Below are 19,593 nucleotides of genomic sequence, written 5' to 3'. Positions count from 1 at the left end.
CTCAGGCCGCGCACAGCACCGGTTCGAGTTCTTCCGCCGTGGACAGGTGTCGCTCCAGGGCGGCGACATCGGCGCGGTCCTTGGCGCGATCGAGGGTTCGCTTGTACTCCAGCACATCCCGCAGCGCGGCGAACCGGAGTCCGTCGATGATCTCGGCGGTGTCGATGAGCGCGTCGACGTCCCAGCTGGTGTCGGTCCAGTAGGCGGAGATCTCGACGCCGCCGCCGAAGAACCGCAGCATGAGCTCGAAGCTGTGCGGTCCCAGATCGATGGAGTAGCCGGACATCCGCAGTGCCCGGTGCCAGGCCCGTCCTCGGGCGACGACGTCCAGGTCGGCGACGTCCGCGCGCAACCCGTGGGCCAGCAGCGGCCCGCTGCCGAAGATGACGTAGTCACGGGGATCGAGTTCGAGGGACAACAACGCGGCGATCAGGGGGTGTTCTCGAAGGGACCGTTGTCTGGGGATGGTGGCGAAGCCGTTGGGCGCTTGGTATTCCGTGATCACGCTGCGGCTCCTATAGTCTGATCGCCCCTGGATGTTAGGGGACAACGGCACTGTTGGTACCCGCATTAACCAATCTACGGAAGTTTCGCCGCCACCGCGATCCCTACTGGGTGAGGAACCGGTGTGGACTTTGTACTGGCGACTGAAATAACCGACGTCGGGGTACCCCAGGGTGGCGGCGACCTGGCCGACGGACATGTTGGTCTCGGTCAACAGCTGCCGGGCCCGGTCGAGCCGGGCCCGGATCACGTACCGCGCGGGGGAGTAGCCGGTGTGGGCGGTGAAGCGGCGGGTGAACTGGGCACGGGAAAGGTTGGCCCGCTTGGCGAGCGTCGCGACGGTCCAGTCGCGGCTGGGTTCCTGCCGGACCGCCCGGGCGATGTCCTCGACGGCGGCGTCCCCGGGGCCGGGAGCTGGACGCGTCACGTTATCCCACAATAGACAGAGGAACTGTTCCAGGCCGAGCACCGCCTGCCGCTGCCCGAGGTCGTCGCCGCGTCGGTGGGCGTAGTCGCAGTGCCGCGCCAGCCGGACGGCGAACTCCTGGTCCCACAACCGGCACCAGCGTTGCTCGGGGACCAGATCGCCGTCGAAGCCCGTGGCGGTGAAGTGCATGCCGAAGACCAGCAGCGGATGTCGCGGATCGTGGGTGGCCACCGGCGCGTCGCCGGGCGCGAACACCGCGCAGAACCCCGGCCGCAGCCGCACGTGCCTGTCGTCGAGCCGCAGCTCCCCGGCGCCGTCGTGCACATGCCACAGCAGATGGTCGGTCAGCGGCCGCGCCTGCCACACCCAGGACGGTTCACAGCGCCAGTACGTGGGCGGCGACCGTAGCCGCAGCCGGGGCGAGCCGTCGATGAGTGCGGACGGTGGATGAGTCAAAAACACAACACCTCGCGTCGTTTTCGCCTGTCCGAATGATGCCCGGTTGGCGATGGTGGACGTGGGACAACAGCAGAAACCATCACCGGAGGTGCGGACATGACCCAGACGACCGTGAGTCGATCATACAAACAACGATTCGACGAGGATGGATATGTTGTGGTGTCGGGACTGTTCTCCGGCGCCGAGGTCGACCGGCTGCGCGAGCACTACATGGCGCTGCGGCGGCGGGGCCCGCTGCCCGACGACCTCGTCGGCGTGAAGGCCAGCAGCCGCGATCCGTTGCGCCGCTACCCCCGCATGGCCCAGATGCACCGCTGGGACGACACGACGCGGGACTGGCTGCTGGACCCCCGGCTGGCGCGGCAGCTGTCGGAGCTGCTCGGCGCGGAACCGTACGCGGTGCAGTCGATGCTGTACTTCAAACCGGCCGGTTCCCGGGGCCAGGCCCTGCACCAGGACAACTTCTACCTACGCGCCGAACCGGGAACCTGCGTCGCGGCCTGGATGGCGCTGGACGACACCGACGAGGAGAACGGCTGCATGAAGGTCGTCCCCGGCAGCCAGGACTGGCCGATGCTGTGCACCGCGAAGGCCGACACCCGGCTGAGCTTCACCGACGTGACGGTGCCGCTGCTGGCCGAACAGCGCGTCGACGCGGTCCACATGAAGCCCGGCGACGTGTTGTTCTTCAACGGTTCGGTGGTGCACGGCAGCCACCCGAACACCTCGGCCGACCGGTTCCGGCGCGCCCTGATCGGGCACTACATCCAGGCCGAGGCCACCCAGGTCGCGCAGTACTACCACCCGGCGCTGCGCATGGACGGCACCCCGCTGGAGCTGACCGTCGCCGAGGGCGGCGGCGCCTGCGGCGAGTGGGCCGAGGAGTCGGGACAACCGGTCATCGCCATGACCGGGCACGAGGCCGTGACCCGCAAACACGAGTGACCCCGTTTCGGCCCGGCGGTCAGTCGCCGTCGGGCCAGGCCAGCATCGCCGTGTCGGCGAGCCCGCGCAACTGCTCGCGGGTGGCGCCGTCGCGGGCCTGCGTCGACATGCCCTGCACCACCGCCGCCACATACAGCGCCAGGGCCTCGGCTCGCGCGGGATGGTCGACGGCGATCCGCTCGGCGATGGCCCGCTTGGACGCCTCCCGATGCGCCCGCAGGCTCGCCTCGACCTCGGACGCGGCGGGGGAGCAGTTGACCGCCGCCGAGATCACCAGACAGCCGGGAGGATGCGACCTGTCGGTGTAGTCGTCGGCCAACACCCGCAGCAGCCGCGCCACGGCCTCGCGAGCGCTCCCCGACTCGGACAGCGCCGAGGCCATGAGCTCCCGCTTCTCCTCCTGGTAGTGCGCGACCACCGCGTCGAACAACTCACGCTTGCCGCCGAAGGCGGCGTAGACGCTCGGCGGGTTGAGCCCCATGGCCTCGGTCAGGGTGGCCATCGACGTGCCCTCGTAACCGTGGCGCCAAAAGGCATCCAGCGCTCGCCCCAGCGCGGCATCCCGGTCGAAGGAACGCGGCCGGCCCCGTCTCGTCGTCGTCATACCCCCCATTCTATAGCGATCACTAAATAATGTGTTACCGTACTTCCGTAACGATCACTACAGAAATGAGGAAGTCATGAACCGCATCGCCCTCGTCACCGGCGGCAGCAGGGGAATCGGACGCGGCATCGCCGAGCGGCTGGCCGCCGACGGCGTCGTGGTCGGCGTCCACTACGGCAGCAACGAGACGGCGGCCAAGGAAACCGTCGCGGCCATCGAAGCCGCCGGCGGCCGGGCCTTCACCGTCGGCGCTCGACTCGGCGTACCCGGCGACGTCGACGCACTGTTCGCCGCCTTCACCGAAGGGGTCAAGCCCTACGCCGACGAACCCCACCTGGACATCCTGGTCAACAACGCCGGAACCAACGGCCCCGGCTCGGTCGACACCGCCACCCCCGAGGGCTACGACGCCGTCATGGACCTGAACCTCAAAGCCCCGTTCTTCACCGTCCAAAAAGCACTGCCGCTGCTGCGCGACGGCGGCCGCATCATCAACATCTCCTCCGGCGCCTCCCACGCCACCTGGAAGAACGACCCCGCCTACGCCATGACCAAGGCCGCCCTGGACTCCTTCACCCGTTCCCTCGCCGCCCAACTGGGCCCCCGCGACATCACGGTCAACAGCGTCGGCCCCGGCGTCATCGACACCGACATGAACGCCTCCTGGCTGCGTGACAGCCCCGAAGGCCGCGAGGCCGGAGCCGCCTGGTCGGTGTTCAAACGGGTCGGCGAGGTCGACGACGTCGCCGAGGTCGTCGGATTCATCGCCTCCGACAAGGCCCGCTGGGTCACCGGCCAGTTCATCGACGCGACCGGCGGCTCCCTCCTCATCGGAGCCTAGGCGCTAGGCTTCGCGGGATTCGGTGGCCTTGTCGAGACGGGCACGGGCGCCGTCCAGCTTGGACTGGCACAGGTCGGCGAGCTTCTCGCCCCGCTCCCACAGGGCCAGCGAGTCCTCCAACGTGGTGCCGCCTGCTTCGAGACGTTCGACGACGGACACCAGCTCGGCGCGGGCGGCCTCGTAGTCGAGAGCTTCGTCGTCCATTGTCTACTCCTTCACGATGACGGTCAGTTCGCCGCGGGCCAGGCGGACGCGCAGGTCCTCCGACGCGGTGACTTCGGTGTCGGCGCGCACGACCGCGCCGTCGGCGCGGCGGACGATGGCGTAGCCGCGGTCGAGGGTGCCCTGCGGGGACAGGGCGCGCAGGTGGCCCCGCAGGCTGGTGACGTCGTGAGCGGCCTTGTCGAGCCGGGCCGTGAAGGCGCGGCGGATCCGGTCGCGGGCGTGGGTGATCTCGTCCTGGCGGTCGTCGATGATGCGGGACGGTTGGGCCAGGCAGGGGCGGGAACGCATGGCGGCCAGCGCCTGGGATTCGCGGTCGATCTTGCCGCCCAGGGCCTGGCGGAGCCGGTGGCGGGCCTGGTCGATGCCGCGTCGTTCCTCGGCGAAGTCCGGGACGACGCGTTTGCCCGCGTCGGTGGGGGTGGAGCAGCGGACGTCGGCGACGAAGTCGACGAGCGGGTTGTCGGGTTCGTGGCCGATCGCCGACACGATCGGGGTCTTGGCCGCGAAGACGGCGCGGCACAGGGTCTCGTCGGAGAACGGGAGCAGGTCCTCGACGCTGCCGCCGCCGCGCGCCAGGATGATCACCTCGACGGCGGGGTCGGCGTCCAGTTCGGCCAGGGCCTCCAGGACCTTGGGCACCGCCTGCGGGCCTTGTACCGGGACTTCGCGGACCTCGAAGTCGGCCGAGGGCAGCCGGGTCTTGGCGTTCTCCAGGACGTCGCGTTCAGCCGCTGAGGCGCGGCCGGTGATGAGGCCGATGCGGCGGGGCAGGAACGGCAGTGGGCGCTTGCGTTCCGGGGCGAACAGGCCCTCGGCGGCCAGTAGCTTCTTGAGTTTCTCCAGCCGGGCCAGCAGTTCGCCCAGGCCGACCTGGCGGATCTCGGTGGCCCGCAGCGACAGGGTGCCGCGGCCGGGGTACCAGTCGGGTTTGCCGTGCACGATGACCCGGGCGCCGTCGCGCAGTGGCGGATCACACGCGTCCACGACGTTTCGGGTGGTCACGACCGTCAGGCTCACCTCGGCGGCCGGGTCGCGCAGCGTCAGGAACACGAAACCGGCGCCGGGGCGGCGGCTGATCTGGGTGATCTGGCCCTCGGCCCACACCGCGCCCAACCGGGAGATCCACTCGCCGATCTTGTGGCTGACCACCCGCACCGGCCAGGGTGACTCGGGGGTGGAGGGGCCGGTGGCCGCGGCGAGTTCGGGCTGAGTCACGTGCGACAGCATAGGCGCTGCCGGTGACATCGGTGTTAGTGCGCTCACGGCCGCAGGACTTCGCGTGGGGTGCGTCCGTACCATGGAGCCCATGTCAGCCGCTGCCAAACGTGTCCTGCTCGCCAAACCCCGGGGTTACTGCGCCGGCGTCGACCGCGCCGTGGAAACCGTGGAGAAGGCGCTGGAGCTCTACGGGCCGCCGGTCTACGTCCGCAAGCAGATCGTCCACAACAAACACGTCGTGGCGACGCTCGAGGAGGCCGGTGCGATCTTCGTGGAGGAGAACGACGAGGTCCCGCCGGGATCGATCGTGGTGTTCTCCGCGCACGGCGTCGCCCCCGAGGTGCACGAGCAGGCCAAGCAGCGCGACCTGAAGGCCATCGACGCGACCTGTCCGCTGGTGACGAAGGTGCACTCGGAGGCGCGGCGGTTCGCCGCCCAGGACTACGACATCCTCCTCATCGGACACGATGGGCACGAGGAGGTCATCGGCACCACCGGCGAGGCGCCGGAGAACATCACCCTGGTCGACGGCCCCGAGGACGTCAAGAACGTCAAGGTGCGCGACGAGAACAAGGTGGTGTGGCTGTCCCAGACCACGCTGTCGGTCGACGAGACCATGGACACCGTCGACGGGCTGCGGCAGCGGTTCCCGCTGTTGCAGTCGCCGCCCAGCGACGACATCTGCTACGCCACCCAGAACCGGCAGCAGGTCGTCAAGGAGATCGCCGACGACTGCGACGTCATGCTCGTCGTCGGTTCCACCAACTCGTCCAACTCGGTGCGGCTGGTGGAAGTGGCGTTGCAGGCCGGTTCCCGCGCGGGCTACCTCGTCGACTACGCCCACGAGATCCAGGAGTCCTGGCTGGAGGGCGCCACCACCGTCGGCGTCACCTCCGGTGCCTCGGTTCCGGACGACCTGGTGACCGGCGTGCTGGAGTTCCTGGCCGAGCGCGGTTTCACCGACGTCGCCGAGGTGGAGTCGGTCAAGGAGAAGCTGACCTTCTCGCTGCCGCGTGAACTGGTTCGCGACATGAAGGCCAAGGAAGCCGCGCAGGCCTCGGCGTAGTCCGGGCCAAAGCTTTCGGATCCCTTACGAGGCGAGCGCATACCGGTCGAACGCGTCAGACTTGGGCAATGAAGTCGTTGTGGTACATAATTCCCGGCGCGCTGCTCGCCGTGTTCGGCACCGTGTTCACCGTGCAGGGTCTGGGTTACCTGACCGGAAGCCCGATGACCGGCGTGACCCTGTGGGCGATCCTGGGTCCGATCATCGCGCTGGTCGGTCTCGTGCTCATCGTGATCGGGGTGCGCGGCCGGAAGACCTCCTGACCGACGCGGTTCAGCCGTCGCTTCGCAGCGCTTCGTGCTGCACCTGGCGCGCGGTGACCTCGATCTGGTCCATCTCGGGCAGTTCCTCGGAGGAGATGCCCAGTTCGGCGAACTTGCGGGCGCTGACCATGACCCGCGACTCCAGCGAGCCGAGGGTGGCGTTGTACGCGGTCACCGCGCCCGACAGCGACGTGCCCAGTTTGGACAGATGACCGCCCATGGTCGCCAGCCGCGAGTACATCTCCTTGCCGAGCGCGTGTACCTGGGCGGCACCCTTGGCCAGCGCCTCCTGCCGCCACGAGTAGGCGATCGTGCGCAGCAGCGCGATCAGGGTCGCCGGGGTGGCCAGCACGATGTCGCGCGCGAAGGCGTACTCCAGCAGGTTCGGGTCGCGTTTGAGCGCGGCGTCCAGGAAGGTGTCGGCCGGGACGAACAGCACCACGAACTCCGGGGTGCTGTCGAAGGCCCGCCAGTACTCCTTCTTGGACAGCTGGTTGACGTGGGCGCGCAACTGCTTGGCGTGCATGTCGAGCTGGCCGTCGCGCACCGTCTCGTCGGCGGTCTCCAGCGCGTCCAGATAGGCGTTGAACGGCGCCTTGGCGTCCACGACGACGTGCTTGCCGCCCGCCAGCTTCACCACGAGGTCCGGCCGCACTGTCTGGTCCTCGATGGACGCCGTGGTCTGTTCGGTGAAGTCGCAGTGCTCCAGCATCCCGGACGCCTCCACGATGCGCCGCAACTGGTGTTCGCCCCACCGGCCCCGCACCTGCGGGGTGCGCAAGGCCGACAGCAGCTGCCCGGTCTGGGTCCGCAGCGCGTCGCTGGTGTCCGACATTCGTGACACCTGGGTCCGCAGCTCGGTGTAGGCCGCCAGCCGCGCCCGCTCCACCTCGCCGACGTGCTGTTCGTAGCGGTGCAGCGACTCCCGCAGTGGATGCAGCAGTTCGTTGAGCGCCGTCTTCGACTGCGCGGTGGCGTCGGCGGTGACGGCCCGCAGTGACTGCTCCAGCCGGGTCTCGTTGTCGCGGGCGGCGTCCAGACGGGCCGACAGGGCCGCGTTCTCGGTGGCCGAACGTGCCCGGGCCGCGAACCACCCCGCCGCCGCCCCCGCGGCCAGACAGACGATGGCGATGAGCACATAATCCATGCCGCCAGGCTACGGGTTGTGAGGGAACCCGAAAACCGGCGGTAGTGTTGATCCATGGCGGTCATGATCGTCCTGCTGGCGCTGGGCGCGATACTTGTCGGTCTTCTGGCTTTCCAGGCGAAGAAGAAGGCCGATCGTCGCCTGGCCGATTCGCGGGAGGAGGCCCAGCGCTGGTACGAGCGGCTGGGCGGACAGACGCTGAACCTGGTGGCCGACGGCGACAACCCCGCCGCCAAACAGGCCCTTGTGGACGCGAGCGAGCGTTACACCGCCGCCGGTGCCCAGCTGGAGCGGGCGCAGTCGCGTCGGCAGTACGAACTCGCCGCCGACACCGCCATCGAGGGGCTTCAGTACGTGAAGGCCGCCCGGCTGGCGATGGGGCTGGACGCGGGCCCGCACATCCCGCGGACCTCGGGCCAGTTGCGGGCGGGTTCCGTCACCGAACGCATGGAGGCCGATGTGGACGGCCACCGTTACGTGGCCAGCCCGACCCCCACCGACGACGCCCGGCACTACTACCCGGGTGGCATGGTCAAGGGCCGTCCGGTGCCGGGCGGCTGGTACTCCGAACCGTGGTGGAAGACCGCACTGGTGGCCGGTGCCTGGGGAATCGGCTCCATGATGGTCTTCGATGCCTTGATCTCGCCCGGTTTCGGCACCGGTGCCGTCGACGGCGCTTACGCGGACGGTTACGCCGACGGGGCCTCGGACTACGGCAGCGGCGGCGACTACGCCGGTGGCGGCGATTTCGGTGGCGGGGACTTCGGCGGTGGCGATTTCGGCGGCGGTTTCTGACCCCCAGATCGTGCCGTTCCCCTGCCGGGAACGGGATTCCTGACCTGCTGTGTCAGTACCGTTGCACGATGCGAGATGTATCTGTGAGCGTGATGTGCCTGGCCCTTACGTTGCTCGGCGCACTCTTCATGCTGGTTCTGGTGCGAAGCGCGAATCGGCGCGGCCGGGGCGGTTCGTCCTATACGAACTACGGCAGCGGGAGCACAACGGACAGTGGCAGTTCCTCCGGCGATTCCGGGGGCGGCTGGTTCGGCGGCGGGGTGACTCCGGTGGTGGCTGGGGCGGTGCCGGTGGTTGGGGTGGCGGTGGCGACTCCGGCGGAGGCGGCGGTGGGGGAGACGGCGGCGGTGGCGGCGGTTCCTGACAAAAAGGACGAAAGTGGCGGTTTGCTTGTCGCATACCGGGTTTGCGTCGCTTTAGTACAGTGATGGTATGGAAGTCGCTCAAACTTTTGTCCTCGTCCTCGTCCTCATGCTGGGTGTCGGCCTCACCGTCGCGCTGGTGTCCTACGCGGTGCGGAAGGGCGGCAATACGACTCGACGCCGTGGCGGCACGTCCCACACCTACATCCCGCCCACCACATACGGTTCGGATTCCAGTTCGTCGGGCGGCGGCTGGTTCGGCGGGGATTCCGGCTCGTCGGGCGGTGGCGGTGACTGGGGTGGTGCCGGTGGTTGGGGTGGCGGTGGCGACTCCGGCGGAGGTGGCGGCGGCGGAGACGGCGGTGGTGGCGGGGGCGGCGGTTCCTGATCCGCGCTTTGAACGCCGTTTGATCGAACCCTGACGTCACCCGGAAACCCTTGCTCCGTCGCGATTCGCGCGACGGAGACAAGGAGAAACCATGAAATCCGACGTCCGTCACCCCGGCTCGTTCGCCGTGGTCCGGTGCCACCTGGAGGCGGGGGAGCAGATCCGGGTCGAGGCCGGTGCCATGCTCGCCACCAGCCACGGCGTCGCCCTGGCCGCCAAGGTCGAGGGTGGACTGATGCGGGGCCTGGCCCGCAAGATGCTCACCGACGAGAACCTTTACACCACCACGTACACCGCGCCCGAGTTCGGCGGCTGGGTGGATCTGGCGCACAGCCTGCCCGGTGACGTCGCCGTGGTGCCGGTGCGGCCCGAGGCGGCGCTGATGATCGCGAAGGGTTCGTGGATCGCTTCCAACGGCGAGGTCGAGATCCAGACCAAGTGGGGCGGCATGAAGAACCTCATCGGGGGTGAGGGGGCGTTCTTGGTGCGGGCTCAGGGGCAGGGGCAGCTGGTGTTGGGTTGCTACGGCGCGATCGACTCCTACGCACTGGATCCGGGCGAGACCATCGTCATCGACAACGGACACGTGGTGGCCTACGAGGAGACCGTCGGGCACTCGCTGCGCCGCGCGGTGGAGGGCAAGACCATGCAGTCCCGCAAGTCCGGGGAGGGCCTGGTGTACGAGTTCACCGGGCCGGGGCGGGTGCTGACCCAGAGCCGCAACCCCGAAGCGCTCATCGACTACCTCACCGACGTGCTGCCGTTCGAGAAGGACTGACCCGGCGTCAACGATTCGTCAATCCCGGCGTCAACCGGTCCCGGACACCCTGTATCGCGTTCACACGAAACCCGATACGGGAGCGAAGAGTCTCATGACCACACCACAACCGTTGCGCGTCAACGTGCTCGGCCCGGTCCGCGCCTGGCGCGGTGACCGCGAACTGCGGCTGGGCGGACCCCGGCCGCGCGCGGTGCTGGCGGCGCTGCTGCTCGGCGACGGCCGGGTGCTCAGCATCGACGAACTCGTCGACTGGGTGTGGGGGAACGATTCCCCGACCCGCGCCGAGCACGCGTTGCGCACCTACGTCTCGTCGCTGCGCGGCGAGTTCGACCGCGCCGGGACCGGACGCGAGGTGCTGTTGTGGAGCGGCGGCTACGCGCTGCGGTTTCCCGGCGACACCATCGTGGACGTGACCGAGTTCGAGAACGCCGTGGGCCGTGCCGGCGGCGGGACTGACCCGTACCGGGCGGTCGAGTTGTTGCGGTACGCGGAATCCCGGTTCACCGGCACGCCGCTGTGCGGCATCGGTGGTGGCACCGCCGAGCGGGTCCGTACCCAGTGGATGGAGCGTCGGCTGACGACGCTGGAGGCGCGACTGTCCGCCGAACTGGACTGTGGACGGCATCGTGAGGCGCTGCCCGAACTGCTCGGCCTCATGGACGCCCATCCGCTGCGCGAATGCTGCCACGACCTCGCGATGGTGGCGCTGTACCGCTGTGGACGCCAAGCCGACGCACTGGCGGTCTACCAGGGGATCCGAGAACGACTGGCCGACAGCTACGGCGTCGATCCCGGGCCGCGGCTGCGCCGCACCCACCTGAACATCCTGCGTGGGGACCGAACGCTCGACGGTCCCGAGACCCACGCCATCGCCTGCTTATCACCCCGTACTAAGGAACCACACCGATGCGAAACCCCCAGGGGCAGTCCCCGTATCCGCCCGCCCAGGGCACCGCCGCGATACCCGTGCGACCGCCGGACTGGGCCGCGGTGGCCGAACCCGAACCCCCACGCGACACCGACGAGGCCGAGACCGAACCGGACGCGGAGAACGGCGACGTCAAGTCAACCGTCTTCGAGTTCCTCGACCAGCTCGGCGATCTGGTGATGCCGCTGGCGATCGCGCTGTACGCCGTCCTGTACATCTCGATGCAGTACCTGTACGGCACCTTCGGCGTCAACCCCGAGCAGGCCGGTATCGACCAGGGTGTCCTGTTCGGACGTCTGCTGTACACCCTGGTGCTGCTGGTCCTGTTGGCGCTGCCGGTCATCGGGATCTACGTGTCGATCCGGTGGCTGTTCCAGCGGATCGCCGGTGACCGGCACGGTGCCCTGGGCCGCAGGATCCGCGCCAACCCGTGGATCCCGGCGGGAGTGCTCGCCGTGGTCTGCGTGGTGCTGTACTGGGCGCTGATGCCGCTGTTGCTGAACTTCGTCTTCGGCGCGAGTGGCGACAACCTCGCGCTCAACCTGGGACTGGCTCTGCTGTTGGGCGCGGTGGCGTTCGTGGTGCCGATGCGGATGCTGTCGCGCAGTCCCGTGGGACGGTTCACCAGGCGGGTGATCTGCGGTGCGCTGGCGGGCGTCACCATCGGATTCTCGTTGGCGGGCACCGTGAGCGAGGAGGCCAACCTGGTGGCCACCCAGGGGGCCGAGAGCGCGCTGCTCAACGCCGTCGGATTCCAGGACCAGTGGGTCGTGGTGCAGCGCGACGACAAGTGCCTGTACGACGGCGCGACCATGCTGCTGCTGGGTACCTCGGAGGCCGGATACGCCCTGTACGACGTGGGGCTACAGCAGGCGCACTTCCTGCCGGTGGGCGACAACATCACATTGGACTACGTGATGATGAGTCCCGGCGGCGCGGACATGGAGGCCGCGAGCCAGGCGTGCCTGGCGGAGGACGCCGCCGAGAAGAAGGACAAGGACAAGGATCAGGGCGACTGATCGTCGAGTATCGCGCGGGCTTCGGCGGCCTCGGTGTCGCGTCCGAGGGCTTCGAGGCCGGTCGCGGCGTTGCCGATCAGTTCGCGGGCCCGCGCGGGTTCGTTGGTGGCCAACAGGATCCGGCCCAGCACGACCTCGGCGGAGTGCCGTCCCCATTGGTCGCCGATGTCGGTGAACTTCGCGATCGCCGCCTCGGCGTGGCGGTGGGCCGTCCGGGCATCCCCGCGTCCCAGCTCGGCCTCGGCCAGCCGGTACAGGGACAGTCCCTCATGGACGTTGCGGCGAAGCGCGCGGTGCAGTTCCAGTGACTCGGTGAGCGACGCGACGGCCGCGTCCAGGTCGCCGATCGACTGCCGGATCGTGCCCAGCTGGTAGAGCCCGTCCGCCAGGGCGGTGCCGACACCGTGCTCGCGCAGCCGCGCGACGGCCTCGACGGCGTCGGCGACCGCCTCGGTCCGGCGCCCCAGCCGCAACAGGATCCGGGCCCGGGTCGCCAGCAGTTTTCCGGCCTCGGCCCCGACCGACAGGGCGCTGAAACCCTCATAGGCGGCCGAGAACAGCTTGACCGCCGCCTCCGGATCGTCGTCGGCGTAGAAGGCGGTCACGCCGAGGCAGGCCTGGGACGAGGCGTGGCCGTAGCCGTCGCCGCTTCGCTCGGCCAGCTCCAGGGCGGTGGTCGCCAGCGCTTTCGCCTCGGTGAAGCGCGCCTCCGCCAGGTGGCAGTCCGCCTGTTGCAGCAGGGCCCGCCCCTCGGTGAACGCGTCCCCGTGCGTCCGGGCCGCCGCCGCTATCGCCCCGGCGGCGGCGAACAGGTCGCCGCGTCTTGGGCTGGAGATGATGTGCACGTTGGCGATGACGCGCAGCAGATCGCCCGCGAGCCGGACGGCGGCAGGCAGCTGTCGGGCGAGTTGCCGCAGGGTGAGCAGCAGCGCGTCGGTCTCGGTGTCGAGCCAGCGTTCCGCCTCGGCCGCCGACGCGAAGCCGGTGCCTTCCGATGCGGTGGGCAGCACCCCGTTGATGACACGGCCGTCGGACTCGACCGCCCGGCGTCCGTTGTAGGCGGTGGCCACGTAGTAGTCGGCGAGTCGGCGCAGCGCCGCGTCGCGTTCGGCCGCATCGGTCTTGCCGCGTCCGAACAGCCGGGTCAGGTCGTGCATCCGGTAGCGCCGGTAGGCGGGGGATTCCAGCAGGTTCAGGTCGACGAGGTCCTCGGCGAGGCCCTCGGTGTCGAGTTCGCCGCGTCCCAGCACCGCCGCTGCCGTGGCCAGCGCCAGTTCGGGGGCGTCCGGGACGGTCAACAGCCGGAACGCGTGCGCGTGCTGCTCGTCCAGTTGCCGGTAGCTGAGCGCGAAGGCCGCTTCGACCGCCAGGTCACCGGCCCGCAGTTCGGCCAGCCGCCGCTGTTCGTCGCGCACCCGCTCGGCGAACTGCCCGACCGTCCACTGCGGTCTGGCGACCAGGCGCGCGGCGGCGATCCGCACGGCCAGCGGCAGCGAACCGCAGGCGGTCACCACGTTCAGCGCCTCGGCGGACTCGGCGTCGACGCGTTCGGTGCCCACCACCCGCCGCAGCAACGTCACCGCCTCGCCGGGTTCCAGGGCGGACAGGCGGACGTAACGCGCGCCGGTGAGACCGGTGAGCGTGGACCGCGCGGTGACGATCGCCGCGCACCCGGCCGCACCGGGCAGCAGCGCCCGGACCTGCGCGGTGTCGGCGGCGTTGTCCAGCAACAACAACAACCGTTTGCTGGCCATAGTGGACCTGAAGAGCGCGGCGCATTCGTCCTCGGCGGCCGGGATGTCCTCGGTGCTGACGCCCAGCGACCGCAGCATGCCCCGCTGGGCCGCCAGCGGCTCATGCGGAACCTCGTCGGCGCCGCGCAGGTCGACGTACAGCTGACCGTCGGGGAAGTCGGCGGCCACCCGATGGCCGACGTGAGTGGCCAATGTGGTCTTACCGGCGCCGCCGATGCCCGTGACGACCACGACCGGGGCCGCGTCGCGTTCCTCGGTGAGCAGCGCGGTCAGTTCCCTGACGACGTCGTCGCGGCCGGTGAAGTCGGGAATGTCGGCCAGCAGCTGGGCCGGGCCGCGACGCGGCGGTTCGGCGTCGGGGGCCGCGATCGGTGGGGGTGCCGCCAGTTCCGGGTCGGCCCGCAGTATCCGCCGGTGCAGCTCGGCGGTCTCGTCGCCGGGATCGATGCCCAGCTGCTCGGCGAGCCGGCGGCGCAGGTCGTTGTGGACGGTCAGCGCCTCGGCCTTGCGGCCGTCCCGGTACAGCGCGAGCATCAGCAGCTGATGCGGCCGCTCCCGCAGCGGATACTCGGCGCACAACCGTGCCAGCGCGGCGGCGGCGTCGGCGGGCCGTCCGAAGTCCAGGTCGAGGCGGGCCCGTCGTTCCACGGCCCGGTCGCGTTCCTCCTCGAGCCGAATGCGTTGCGCGCGTGCCCATTCGCCCGGCAGCTCGGCCAGCGGGATGTCCTGGCACAGGTCGAGAGCCTGGCTCAACAGCCGCCGGGCCCGGTCGCGGTCCGGGGTGGCCTCGGCCTCGCGCAGCAGCGCGGCGAACCGCCACGCGTCCACCTCGCCGACCCGCAGCGAATACCAGTGCTCGCGGGAGTCGATGATCCCCGCGCCCAGTACCGAACGCAGCCGGGACAGGTAGGTGCGCACCGTGCTGCGGGCCGCGGGCGGCGGATCGTCGCGCCACAGAGTGGCGGAAAGCTGGTCGATGGACACCGGACGGCCCTCGCCGATCAGCAGCCGGACGAGCACCAGCCGCTGCTGCGGCGAACCGAGTCGAAGTTCCTCACCGTCCCGCCAGGCGCGGACCGGTCCCAGCAGTTGAAAACGCAACGGGGCGGTCACGGAAATTCCCATCTGAAATCCGCTTTGATCGATTCTTGAATCTATCAAGAATCGTCGTGGGTACCGTCCCCGAAATGTCAGACCCGATCGCCGAACGGGTGGAAACCCGCTACGAACGCGCCGAACGCGTTCTCGCGATGCCGGTCCTCATCGCCGCTATCGCCTCCGTACCAGGGGTTCTGCTGTCACTGTGGGGACCGGGAACCTGGGCGACGGCGGGAAGTGTCATAAACCTGTGCTCCGGCGCTCTGATGTGGATGGAATTCGCCGTCCTGTTCGTCCTGTCGGAGAACAAATTCCGGTGGCTGCGGCGCAACTGGTGGCTGTGTCTGATCATCGTGGTGACGCTGCCCGCGGTGGTCTATTCGCTGGGCCCGGCGCAACTGCTGCGCATCGTCTACAGTGTCAGCACGCTGCGGATACTGCGGGTACGCAAGATCATCAAGGCCGGGAACATCGTGCAGGACAAGCTGAAGCTGCGCGGCTGGGCCCGCACGCTGGTGCTGGCGGTGGTCATCCTCGTGTCGATGGTGCTGATCGGGGTGCTGATCCTCGACCCCAACTCCGACACCTGGGTCGTGGCCGAGCTGCTCGCCGACTCCGTCGGTCTGGGCCCGGCGCTGATCCTGGTCGGCGCGGTCACCCTCACCGGCCTGGTGCTGTGGCGCAAGCGCCGCCGCAGGACGGCGCGAGTGCGGCGGTGAGGAGCGAATTCCGAAGGCGCCGTTACCATTGGTGGATGTCGATAGTTGATATTACGGGGATCCTGTTCGGACTAGGGGCGATCGTGGGCGCGATCGTGCTGATCATGCGGCTGCGCCGACGTGACCGCACCACGAAGTTCGCCCCCATGGACCACCCGGAACCGGGCAAGCCCTCGTTCTCGGTGGCCAAGGCCGACCAGCAGAAAGGGGCGACCCAAACGGATCGCGGCGACTTCGTGGTCGGCGGCGGCGAATCCCCCTGACGGGCGTCACACCAGACTGTCCTGCCACTGCTCGTGCAGCCGGGCGTACTGCCCGCTGTTCTCGATCAGGGTCTGGGGCGGGCCGTCCTCGACGACGCGGCCCGCTTCCATGACCAGCACCCGGTCCGCGATCTCCACCGTCGACAGCCGGTGGGCGATGATGATGGCGGTCCGGTCGGCCAGGATGGTGCGCAGCGCGCGCTGGACCAGCCGTTCGCTGGGGATGTCCAGCGAGGAGGTCGCCTCGTCCAGGATCAGCACCCGGGGGTCGGCGAGGAAGGCACGGGCGAAGGCGACCAGCTGACGCTGTCCCGCCGACAGCCGGCCGCCGCGTTTGCGCACGTCGGTGTCGTAGCCGTCGGGCAGCGCCGCGATGAACTCGTCGGCGCCGATCGCCCGGGCCGCTGTCCGAACGTCGGCGCGGCTGGCGTCGGGACGGCCGAAGGCGATGTTCTCGCCGACGGTCCCGTTGAACAGGAAGTTCTCCTGGGTGACCATGGCGATGGCGCGGCGCAGATCGGTCTGGGCCAACCGCCGCAGGTCGACGCCGTCCAGGCTCACCACGCCCTCGACCGGGTCGTAGAAGCGCGCCACCAGCTTGGCCACCGTGGTCTTGCCCGCGCCGGTGGCGCCGACGATCGCGACCGTCTGGCCCGCCGGGATGCGCAGGTCGAACTCGGGCAGCACCACGGTGCCGGTGCGGTAGGAGAAACCCACGCCGGTGAAGTCGATCTGGCCGCGGGCCTGGGGAAGCGGGGTCGGTTCGCGGGGTTCGGCGACGTCGGGTTCCTCGTCGAGCACCCCGGCCAGCTTCTCCAGCGCCGCGGTGGCCGACTGCAGCGTGTTGTAGAACATCGTCAGTTCCTGCATCGGTTCGTAGAACCGCCGCAGGTACAACAGGAACGCCGCCAGCACACCGATCTGGGTCTGGCCCTCCATGACCAGGAACCCGCCGTACACCAGCACCACGGCCACGCACACGTTGCCGATGCCCTTGGTACCGGCGGCGAACAGCGCCGCGGCGCGGTGGCCGTTGATGTTGGCGTCGCGGTTGTCGGCGTTGAGGCCGTCGAAGATGTGCTGGTTGCGGGGTTCGCGGCGGTAGGACTGCACCGCGCGCACGCCGCCCATCGACTCCACGAAGTAGACGATGACCAGCGCGATGGTCTCACGGGTCCGTCGGTAGACCACAGTGGAGTACTTGCGGAACCAGTTGGCCAGCACCGCCATGACCGGGAAGGACAACAGCGCCACCAGGGCCAGCTCGGTGTCCATCCACAGCATGATGCCCGCGATCGCCACCACGTTCAGGACCGACAGCACCAGGTCGTGGACGCCGTTGTCGGACAGTTCCCGGATAGCGTCCATGTCGGACGTCATCCGGGCCACGACCCGTCCCGAGGTGAAGCGCTCGTGGAAGTTCACCGACAGCCGGTTGAAGTGCCGGAACACCCGCTGCCGCAGGTCCAGCAGCAGTTCCTGGCTGACCTTGCCGGTCAGCGAGACGTCGCCGCGGGTGGCCAGATAGTCCACGATGGTCACGACGACGAAGCCGACGCCGACCCAGGCGATGACGGTGTAGTCGCCGCCGTCGACCAGCGGCGGGATACCGGAGTCGATGCCCAGCTGCACCAGGTACGGCCCGGCCAGGTTCGCGCCGCTCATCAACAGCAGCAACGCGATGATCCCGAAGATCCGGGTCCGGTGCGGTCGCAGCAGTGAACCCAGCAGCGCCCGGCTGCGGCCGCGCAGGTTCTTCACCGAGGCGGCGTCGCCGGACTCGGCGGTGGTGCGTTCCTCGTCGTCCTCGGCCTTGCCGCGCCAGGACCGGGTAGCGGTGTTCGTGCTCATGCCGCCATCTCCTCGGACTCGGCCGACAGCACCTGCGCGTAGGCGGGCACCGTCTCCAGCAGTTCACTGTGGCTGCCGATGGCGGCGATGCGGCCCTCGGCCAACAGCGCCACCCGGTCGGCCAGCATGACCGTCGAGGGACGGTGCACGACGATCAGCGCCGTCGTGCCCTTGAGGACACTGGCCAGCGCGCGTTCCACCAGCTCCTCGGTGTGGACGTCCAGTGCCGACAGTGGATCGTCGAGCACCAGCACGGCGGGTTTGACCAGCACCGCCCGGGCCAGCGCGAGCCGCTGCCGCTGGCCGCCCGACAGCGACAGTCCCTGCTCACCGATCCGGGTGTCCAGGCCGTAGGGCAGGTCGTGGACGAACTCGGCCTGCGCGACCCGCAGCGCCTCGGCGACCTCGGCGTCGGTGGACTCGGCGCGTCCCAGCGTCAGGTTCTCCCGCACGCTCATCGAGAACAGCGTCGGATCCTCGAAGGCCGTGGCCACGACGCTGCGCAGGCTGGCCAGGCTCAGGTCGCGGATGTCGGTGCCGTCGATGGTCACCCTGCCGCCGGTCACGTCGTACAGGCGGGGGACCAGCGACACCAGCGTGGTCTTCCCGCTGCCGGTCACCCCCGCGATCGCCAGCGTCTCCCCGGGCCGCACCTCCAGGTCCACCCCGTCGAGCACCGGCTCCGCGACGCCCTCGTAGGCAAAGGAAACACCCTCGAACCGGACGTGGCCGCGGGTCTCGGCGCGCGCCACGGCCACCGCCCCGGGCGCGTCGGCGATCGCCGGTTCGGTGTCGAAGACGTCCTTGACCCGGTCGGCGGCGGTCATCGCCTCGTTGCCGTTGGCGATGATCCAGCCCAGCGCCTCCACCGGCCACACCAGCATCAGCTGCAGGCTCACGAAGGCGACCAGCCCGCCGATGGTCAGCTGCTGGTGCGCCACCGCGATGGCGCCGCCGACCAGCACGATCGCCAGCGTCGCGTTGGGGATCACGTTGAAGGTCGCCCACGAACGCGCGGCGATGTCCATCCGCGCCACCGACACGTCGCGCAGTCGCACCGCCTCGACGCCGAACAGCCGCTCCATGTGCGGGGCGCGTCCGAAGGCCTTGATGACCCGGATGCCCTGCGCGGCCTGCTCGGCGATCGAGGCCACCTCGCCCTGCTGGTCCTGCATCTGCCGCGAGGCGACGATATAGGCGCGGGCGAAGTTGCGGGCGGTGAAGAACAGCGGTACCGCCGAGGCGGCCACCAGCAGCCCCAGCTGCCAGTTCAGGGCGACCAGCTGAACGGTCACGGCCGCGAAGGTCACCAGGCTCATCGCGCCGAAGATCAGGCCCCAGGCCATGAACCGGCGCATCGAACCCAGGTCGGCGGTGGCCCGGGCCAGCAACTGCCCGGTCTGCCAGCGGTCGTGGAACCCCGCGTGCAGCTTCTGCATGTGGGCGTAGAGATCGGCGCGCATGTCGGCCTCCAGGCCGAGCGCCACCTTCGCCTGGATGAACCGGCGGATCCAGATGATGACGGCCTCGGCGAAACCGAAGACGGCGATCGCGCCGCCCAAAAGCCACACCCCGGAGGTGTCGCCGCCGGTGATCGGCCCGTCGATGACGCGCTGGATCAGCCACGGCACGACCAGCGCCGCCCCCGTGGCGGCGAGGGCCAGCGTGAACATGGCGATCATGCGTCCCCGGTAGGGCCTCAGATAATGTCGCAGCCGCCACAGGCTGGACAGCGCGTGCCGCCGCTGGGGCGGCTCGGGTTCATCGGGTGGTTTGGTCTCGGATTTCTGGGCGGAGGGCTGAGACGTCACGGCCTCAAGGTAACGCTCGGGTGCGACTTCGCGCCTGTCATTTTAGCCCCACCCACCACAGTAGAACGCACCATTTGGCCCTAGCCCGGCCGCTGTTTGTACTGCCAAGGATCCCCCGAGCGGGC

At 69.4% G+C, this 19,593-nt stretch carries 19 protein-coding genes; 10 read left to right on the top strand and 9 right to left on the bottom strand.

The window, feature by feature from the left end:
* Position 1 precedes the first annotated feature (1 nt).
* Positions 2-1,387: a helix-turn-helix domain-containing protein gene (locus SNAS_RS34515; RefSeq protein WP_083787407.1), complete on the bottom strand. Its 1,386-nt coding sequence runs from the start codon at positions 1,385-1,387 to the stop codon at positions 2-4.
* A 99-nt stretch (positions 1,388-1,486) separates the two neighbouring features.
* On the opposite strand from SNAS_RS34515, the gene SNAS_RS27420 reads away from it, so the two are divergent.
* Positions 1,487-2,335: a phytanoyl-CoA dioxygenase family protein gene (locus SNAS_RS27420; RefSeq protein WP_013020745.1), complete on the top strand. Its 849-nt coding sequence runs from the start codon at positions 1,487-1,489 to the stop codon at positions 2,333-2,335.
* A 19-nt stretch (positions 2,336-2,354) separates the two neighbouring features.
* Here SNAS_RS27420 and SNAS_RS27415 read toward each other — a convergent pair whose 3' ends face one another.
* Entirely contained in the window at positions 2,355-2,939 is a 585-nt protein-coding gene (locus SNAS_RS27415) for a TetR/AcrR family transcriptional regulator (RefSeq protein ID WP_013020744.1), read from the bottom strand.
* 76 nt (positions 2,940-3,015) lie between these two features.
* Here SNAS_RS27415 and SNAS_RS27410 point away from each other — a divergent pair, with 76 nt between their 5' ends.
* Positions 3,016-3,780, top strand: a complete 765-nt coding sequence (locus SNAS_RS27410) for an SDR family oxidoreductase (RefSeq protein WP_013020743.1) — start codon at positions 3,016-3,018, stop codon at positions 3,778-3,780.
* A 3-nt stretch (positions 3,781-3,783) separates the two neighbouring features.
* Here SNAS_RS27410 and SNAS_RS27405 read toward each other — a convergent pair whose 3' ends face one another.
* Together SNAS_RS27405 and xseA are read right to left on the bottom strand one after the other, a co-directional pair.
* Positions 3,784-3,984, bottom strand: a complete 201-nt coding sequence (locus tag SNAS_RS27405) for an exodeoxyribonuclease VII small subunit (protein WP_013020742.1) — start codon at positions 3,982-3,984, stop codon at positions 3,784-3,786.
* Between the two features lie 3 nt (positions 3,985-3,987).
* The gene (gene xseA, locus SNAS_RS27400; protein ID WP_013020741.1) at positions 3,988-5,232 is read right to left on the bottom strand and encodes an exodeoxyribonuclease VII large subunit; all 1,245 of its coding nucleotides are present in this window, start codon (positions 5,230-5,232) and stop codon (positions 3,988-3,990) included.
* A 79-nt stretch (positions 5,233-5,311) separates the two neighbouring features.
* Between xseA and SNAS_RS27395 the strand changes: the two genes are divergently transcribed.
* Together SNAS_RS27395 and SNAS_RS27390 are read left to right on the top strand one after the other, a co-directional pair.
* Positions 5,312-6,289: a 4-hydroxy-3-methylbut-2-enyl diphosphate reductase gene (locus tag SNAS_RS27395; RefSeq protein WP_041625217.1), complete on the top strand. Its 978-nt coding sequence runs from the start codon at positions 5,312-5,314 to the stop codon at positions 6,287-6,289.
* Between the two features lie 68 nt (positions 6,290-6,357).
* The gene (locus SNAS_RS27390) at positions 6,358-6,552 is read left to right on the top strand and encodes a hypothetical protein (protein WP_013020739.1); all 195 of its coding nucleotides are present in this window, start codon (positions 6,358-6,360) and stop codon (positions 6,550-6,552) included.
* A gap of 10 nt (positions 6,553-6,562) precedes the next feature.
* On the opposite strand, the gene SNAS_RS27385 is transcribed toward SNAS_RS27390, so the two are convergent.
* Entirely contained in the window at positions 6,563-7,699 is a 1,137-nt protein-coding gene (locus SNAS_RS27385) for a DNA recombination protein RmuC (protein ID WP_013020738.1), read from the bottom strand.
* Between the two features lie 54 nt (positions 7,700-7,753).
* Between SNAS_RS27385 and SNAS_RS27380 the strand changes: the two genes are divergently transcribed.
* Entirely contained in the window at positions 7,754-8,494 is a 741-nt protein-coding gene (locus tag SNAS_RS27380) for a hypothetical protein (protein WP_013020737.1), read from the top strand.
* A 187-nt stretch (positions 8,495-8,681) separates the two neighbouring features.
* Here SNAS_RS27380 and SNAS_RS36005 read toward each other — a convergent pair whose 3' ends face one another.
* The gene (locus tag SNAS_RS36005; protein ID WP_169313831.1) at positions 8,682-8,861 is read right to left on the bottom strand and encodes a hypothetical protein; all 180 of its coding nucleotides are present in this window, start codon (positions 8,859-8,861) and stop codon (positions 8,682-8,684) included.
* Between the two features lie 65 nt (positions 8,862-8,926).
* On the opposite strand from SNAS_RS36005, the gene SNAS_RS35455 reads away from it, so the two are divergent.
* The 3 genes from SNAS_RS35455 to SNAS_RS27360 all read left to right on the top strand — a co-directional run bounded on the left by SNAS_RS35455 (position 8,927) and on the right by SNAS_RS27360 (position 11,133).
* Positions 8,927-9,244: a hypothetical protein gene (locus tag SNAS_RS35455; RefSeq protein WP_144300658.1), complete on the top strand. Its 318-nt coding sequence runs from the start codon at positions 8,927-8,929 to the stop codon at positions 9,242-9,244.
* 91 nt (positions 9,245-9,335) lie between these two features.
* A complete protein-coding gene (locus tag SNAS_RS27365; RefSeq protein ID WP_013020736.1) occupies positions 9,336-10,022 on the top strand; it encodes a TIGR00266 family protein in 687 nt (228 codons plus the stop codon).
* Between the two features lie 94 nt (positions 10,023-10,116).
* Positions 10,117-11,133, top strand: a complete 1,017-nt coding sequence (locus SNAS_RS27360; RefSeq protein ID WP_052305163.1) for an AfsR/SARP family transcriptional regulator — start codon at positions 10,117-10,119, stop codon at positions 11,131-11,133.
* An 826-nt stretch (positions 11,134-11,959) separates the two neighbouring features.
* On the opposite strand, the gene SNAS_RS27350 is transcribed toward SNAS_RS27360, so the two are convergent.
* Complete coding sequence (locus tag SNAS_RS27350) at positions 11,960-14,851, bottom strand: AfsR/SARP family transcriptional regulator (protein ID WP_013020733.1); 2,892 nt, start codon at positions 14,849-14,851, stop codon at positions 11,960-11,962.
* Between the two features lie 62 nt (positions 14,852-14,913).
* Here SNAS_RS27350 and SNAS_RS27345 point away from each other — a divergent pair, with 62 nt between their 5' ends.
* Together SNAS_RS27345 and SNAS_RS27340 are read left to right on the top strand one after the other, a co-directional pair.
* A complete protein-coding gene (locus SNAS_RS27345; RefSeq protein WP_013020732.1) occupies positions 14,914-15,543 on the top strand; it encodes a hypothetical protein in 630 nt (209 codons plus the stop codon).
* 35 nt (positions 15,544-15,578) lie between these two features.
* Entirely contained in the window at positions 15,579-15,806 is a 228-nt protein-coding gene (locus tag SNAS_RS27340; RefSeq protein ID WP_013020731.1) for a hypothetical protein, read from the top strand.
* A gap of 6 nt (positions 15,807-15,812) precedes the next feature.
* Here SNAS_RS27340 and SNAS_RS27335 read toward each other — a convergent pair whose 3' ends face one another.
* A complete protein-coding gene (locus SNAS_RS27335) occupies positions 15,813-17,657 on the bottom strand; it encodes an ABC transporter ATP-binding protein (protein ID WP_013020730.1) in 1,845 nt (614 codons plus the stop codon).
* Positions 17,654-19,468 carry an ABC transporter ATP-binding protein gene (locus tag SNAS_RS27330; protein ID WP_013020729.1) on the bottom strand — a complete coding sequence of 605 codons (1,815 nt, stop codon included), beginning with the start codon at positions 19,466-19,468 and terminating at the stop codon, positions 17,654-17,656. The genes SNAS_RS27335 and SNAS_RS27330 overlap by 4 nt, the downstream gene beginning before the upstream one ends.
* Between the last annotated feature and the right edge of the window lie 125 nt (positions 19,469-19,593).

The sequence above is a fragment of the Stackebrandtia nassauensis DSM 44728 genome (assembly GCF_000024545.1).
GTDB classification, from domain to species: domain Bacteria; phylum Actinomycetota; class Actinomycetes; order Mycobacteriales; family Micromonosporaceae; genus Stackebrandtia; species Stackebrandtia nassauensis.
This window is presented reverse-complemented; position numbering and strand designations above follow the sequence as displayed.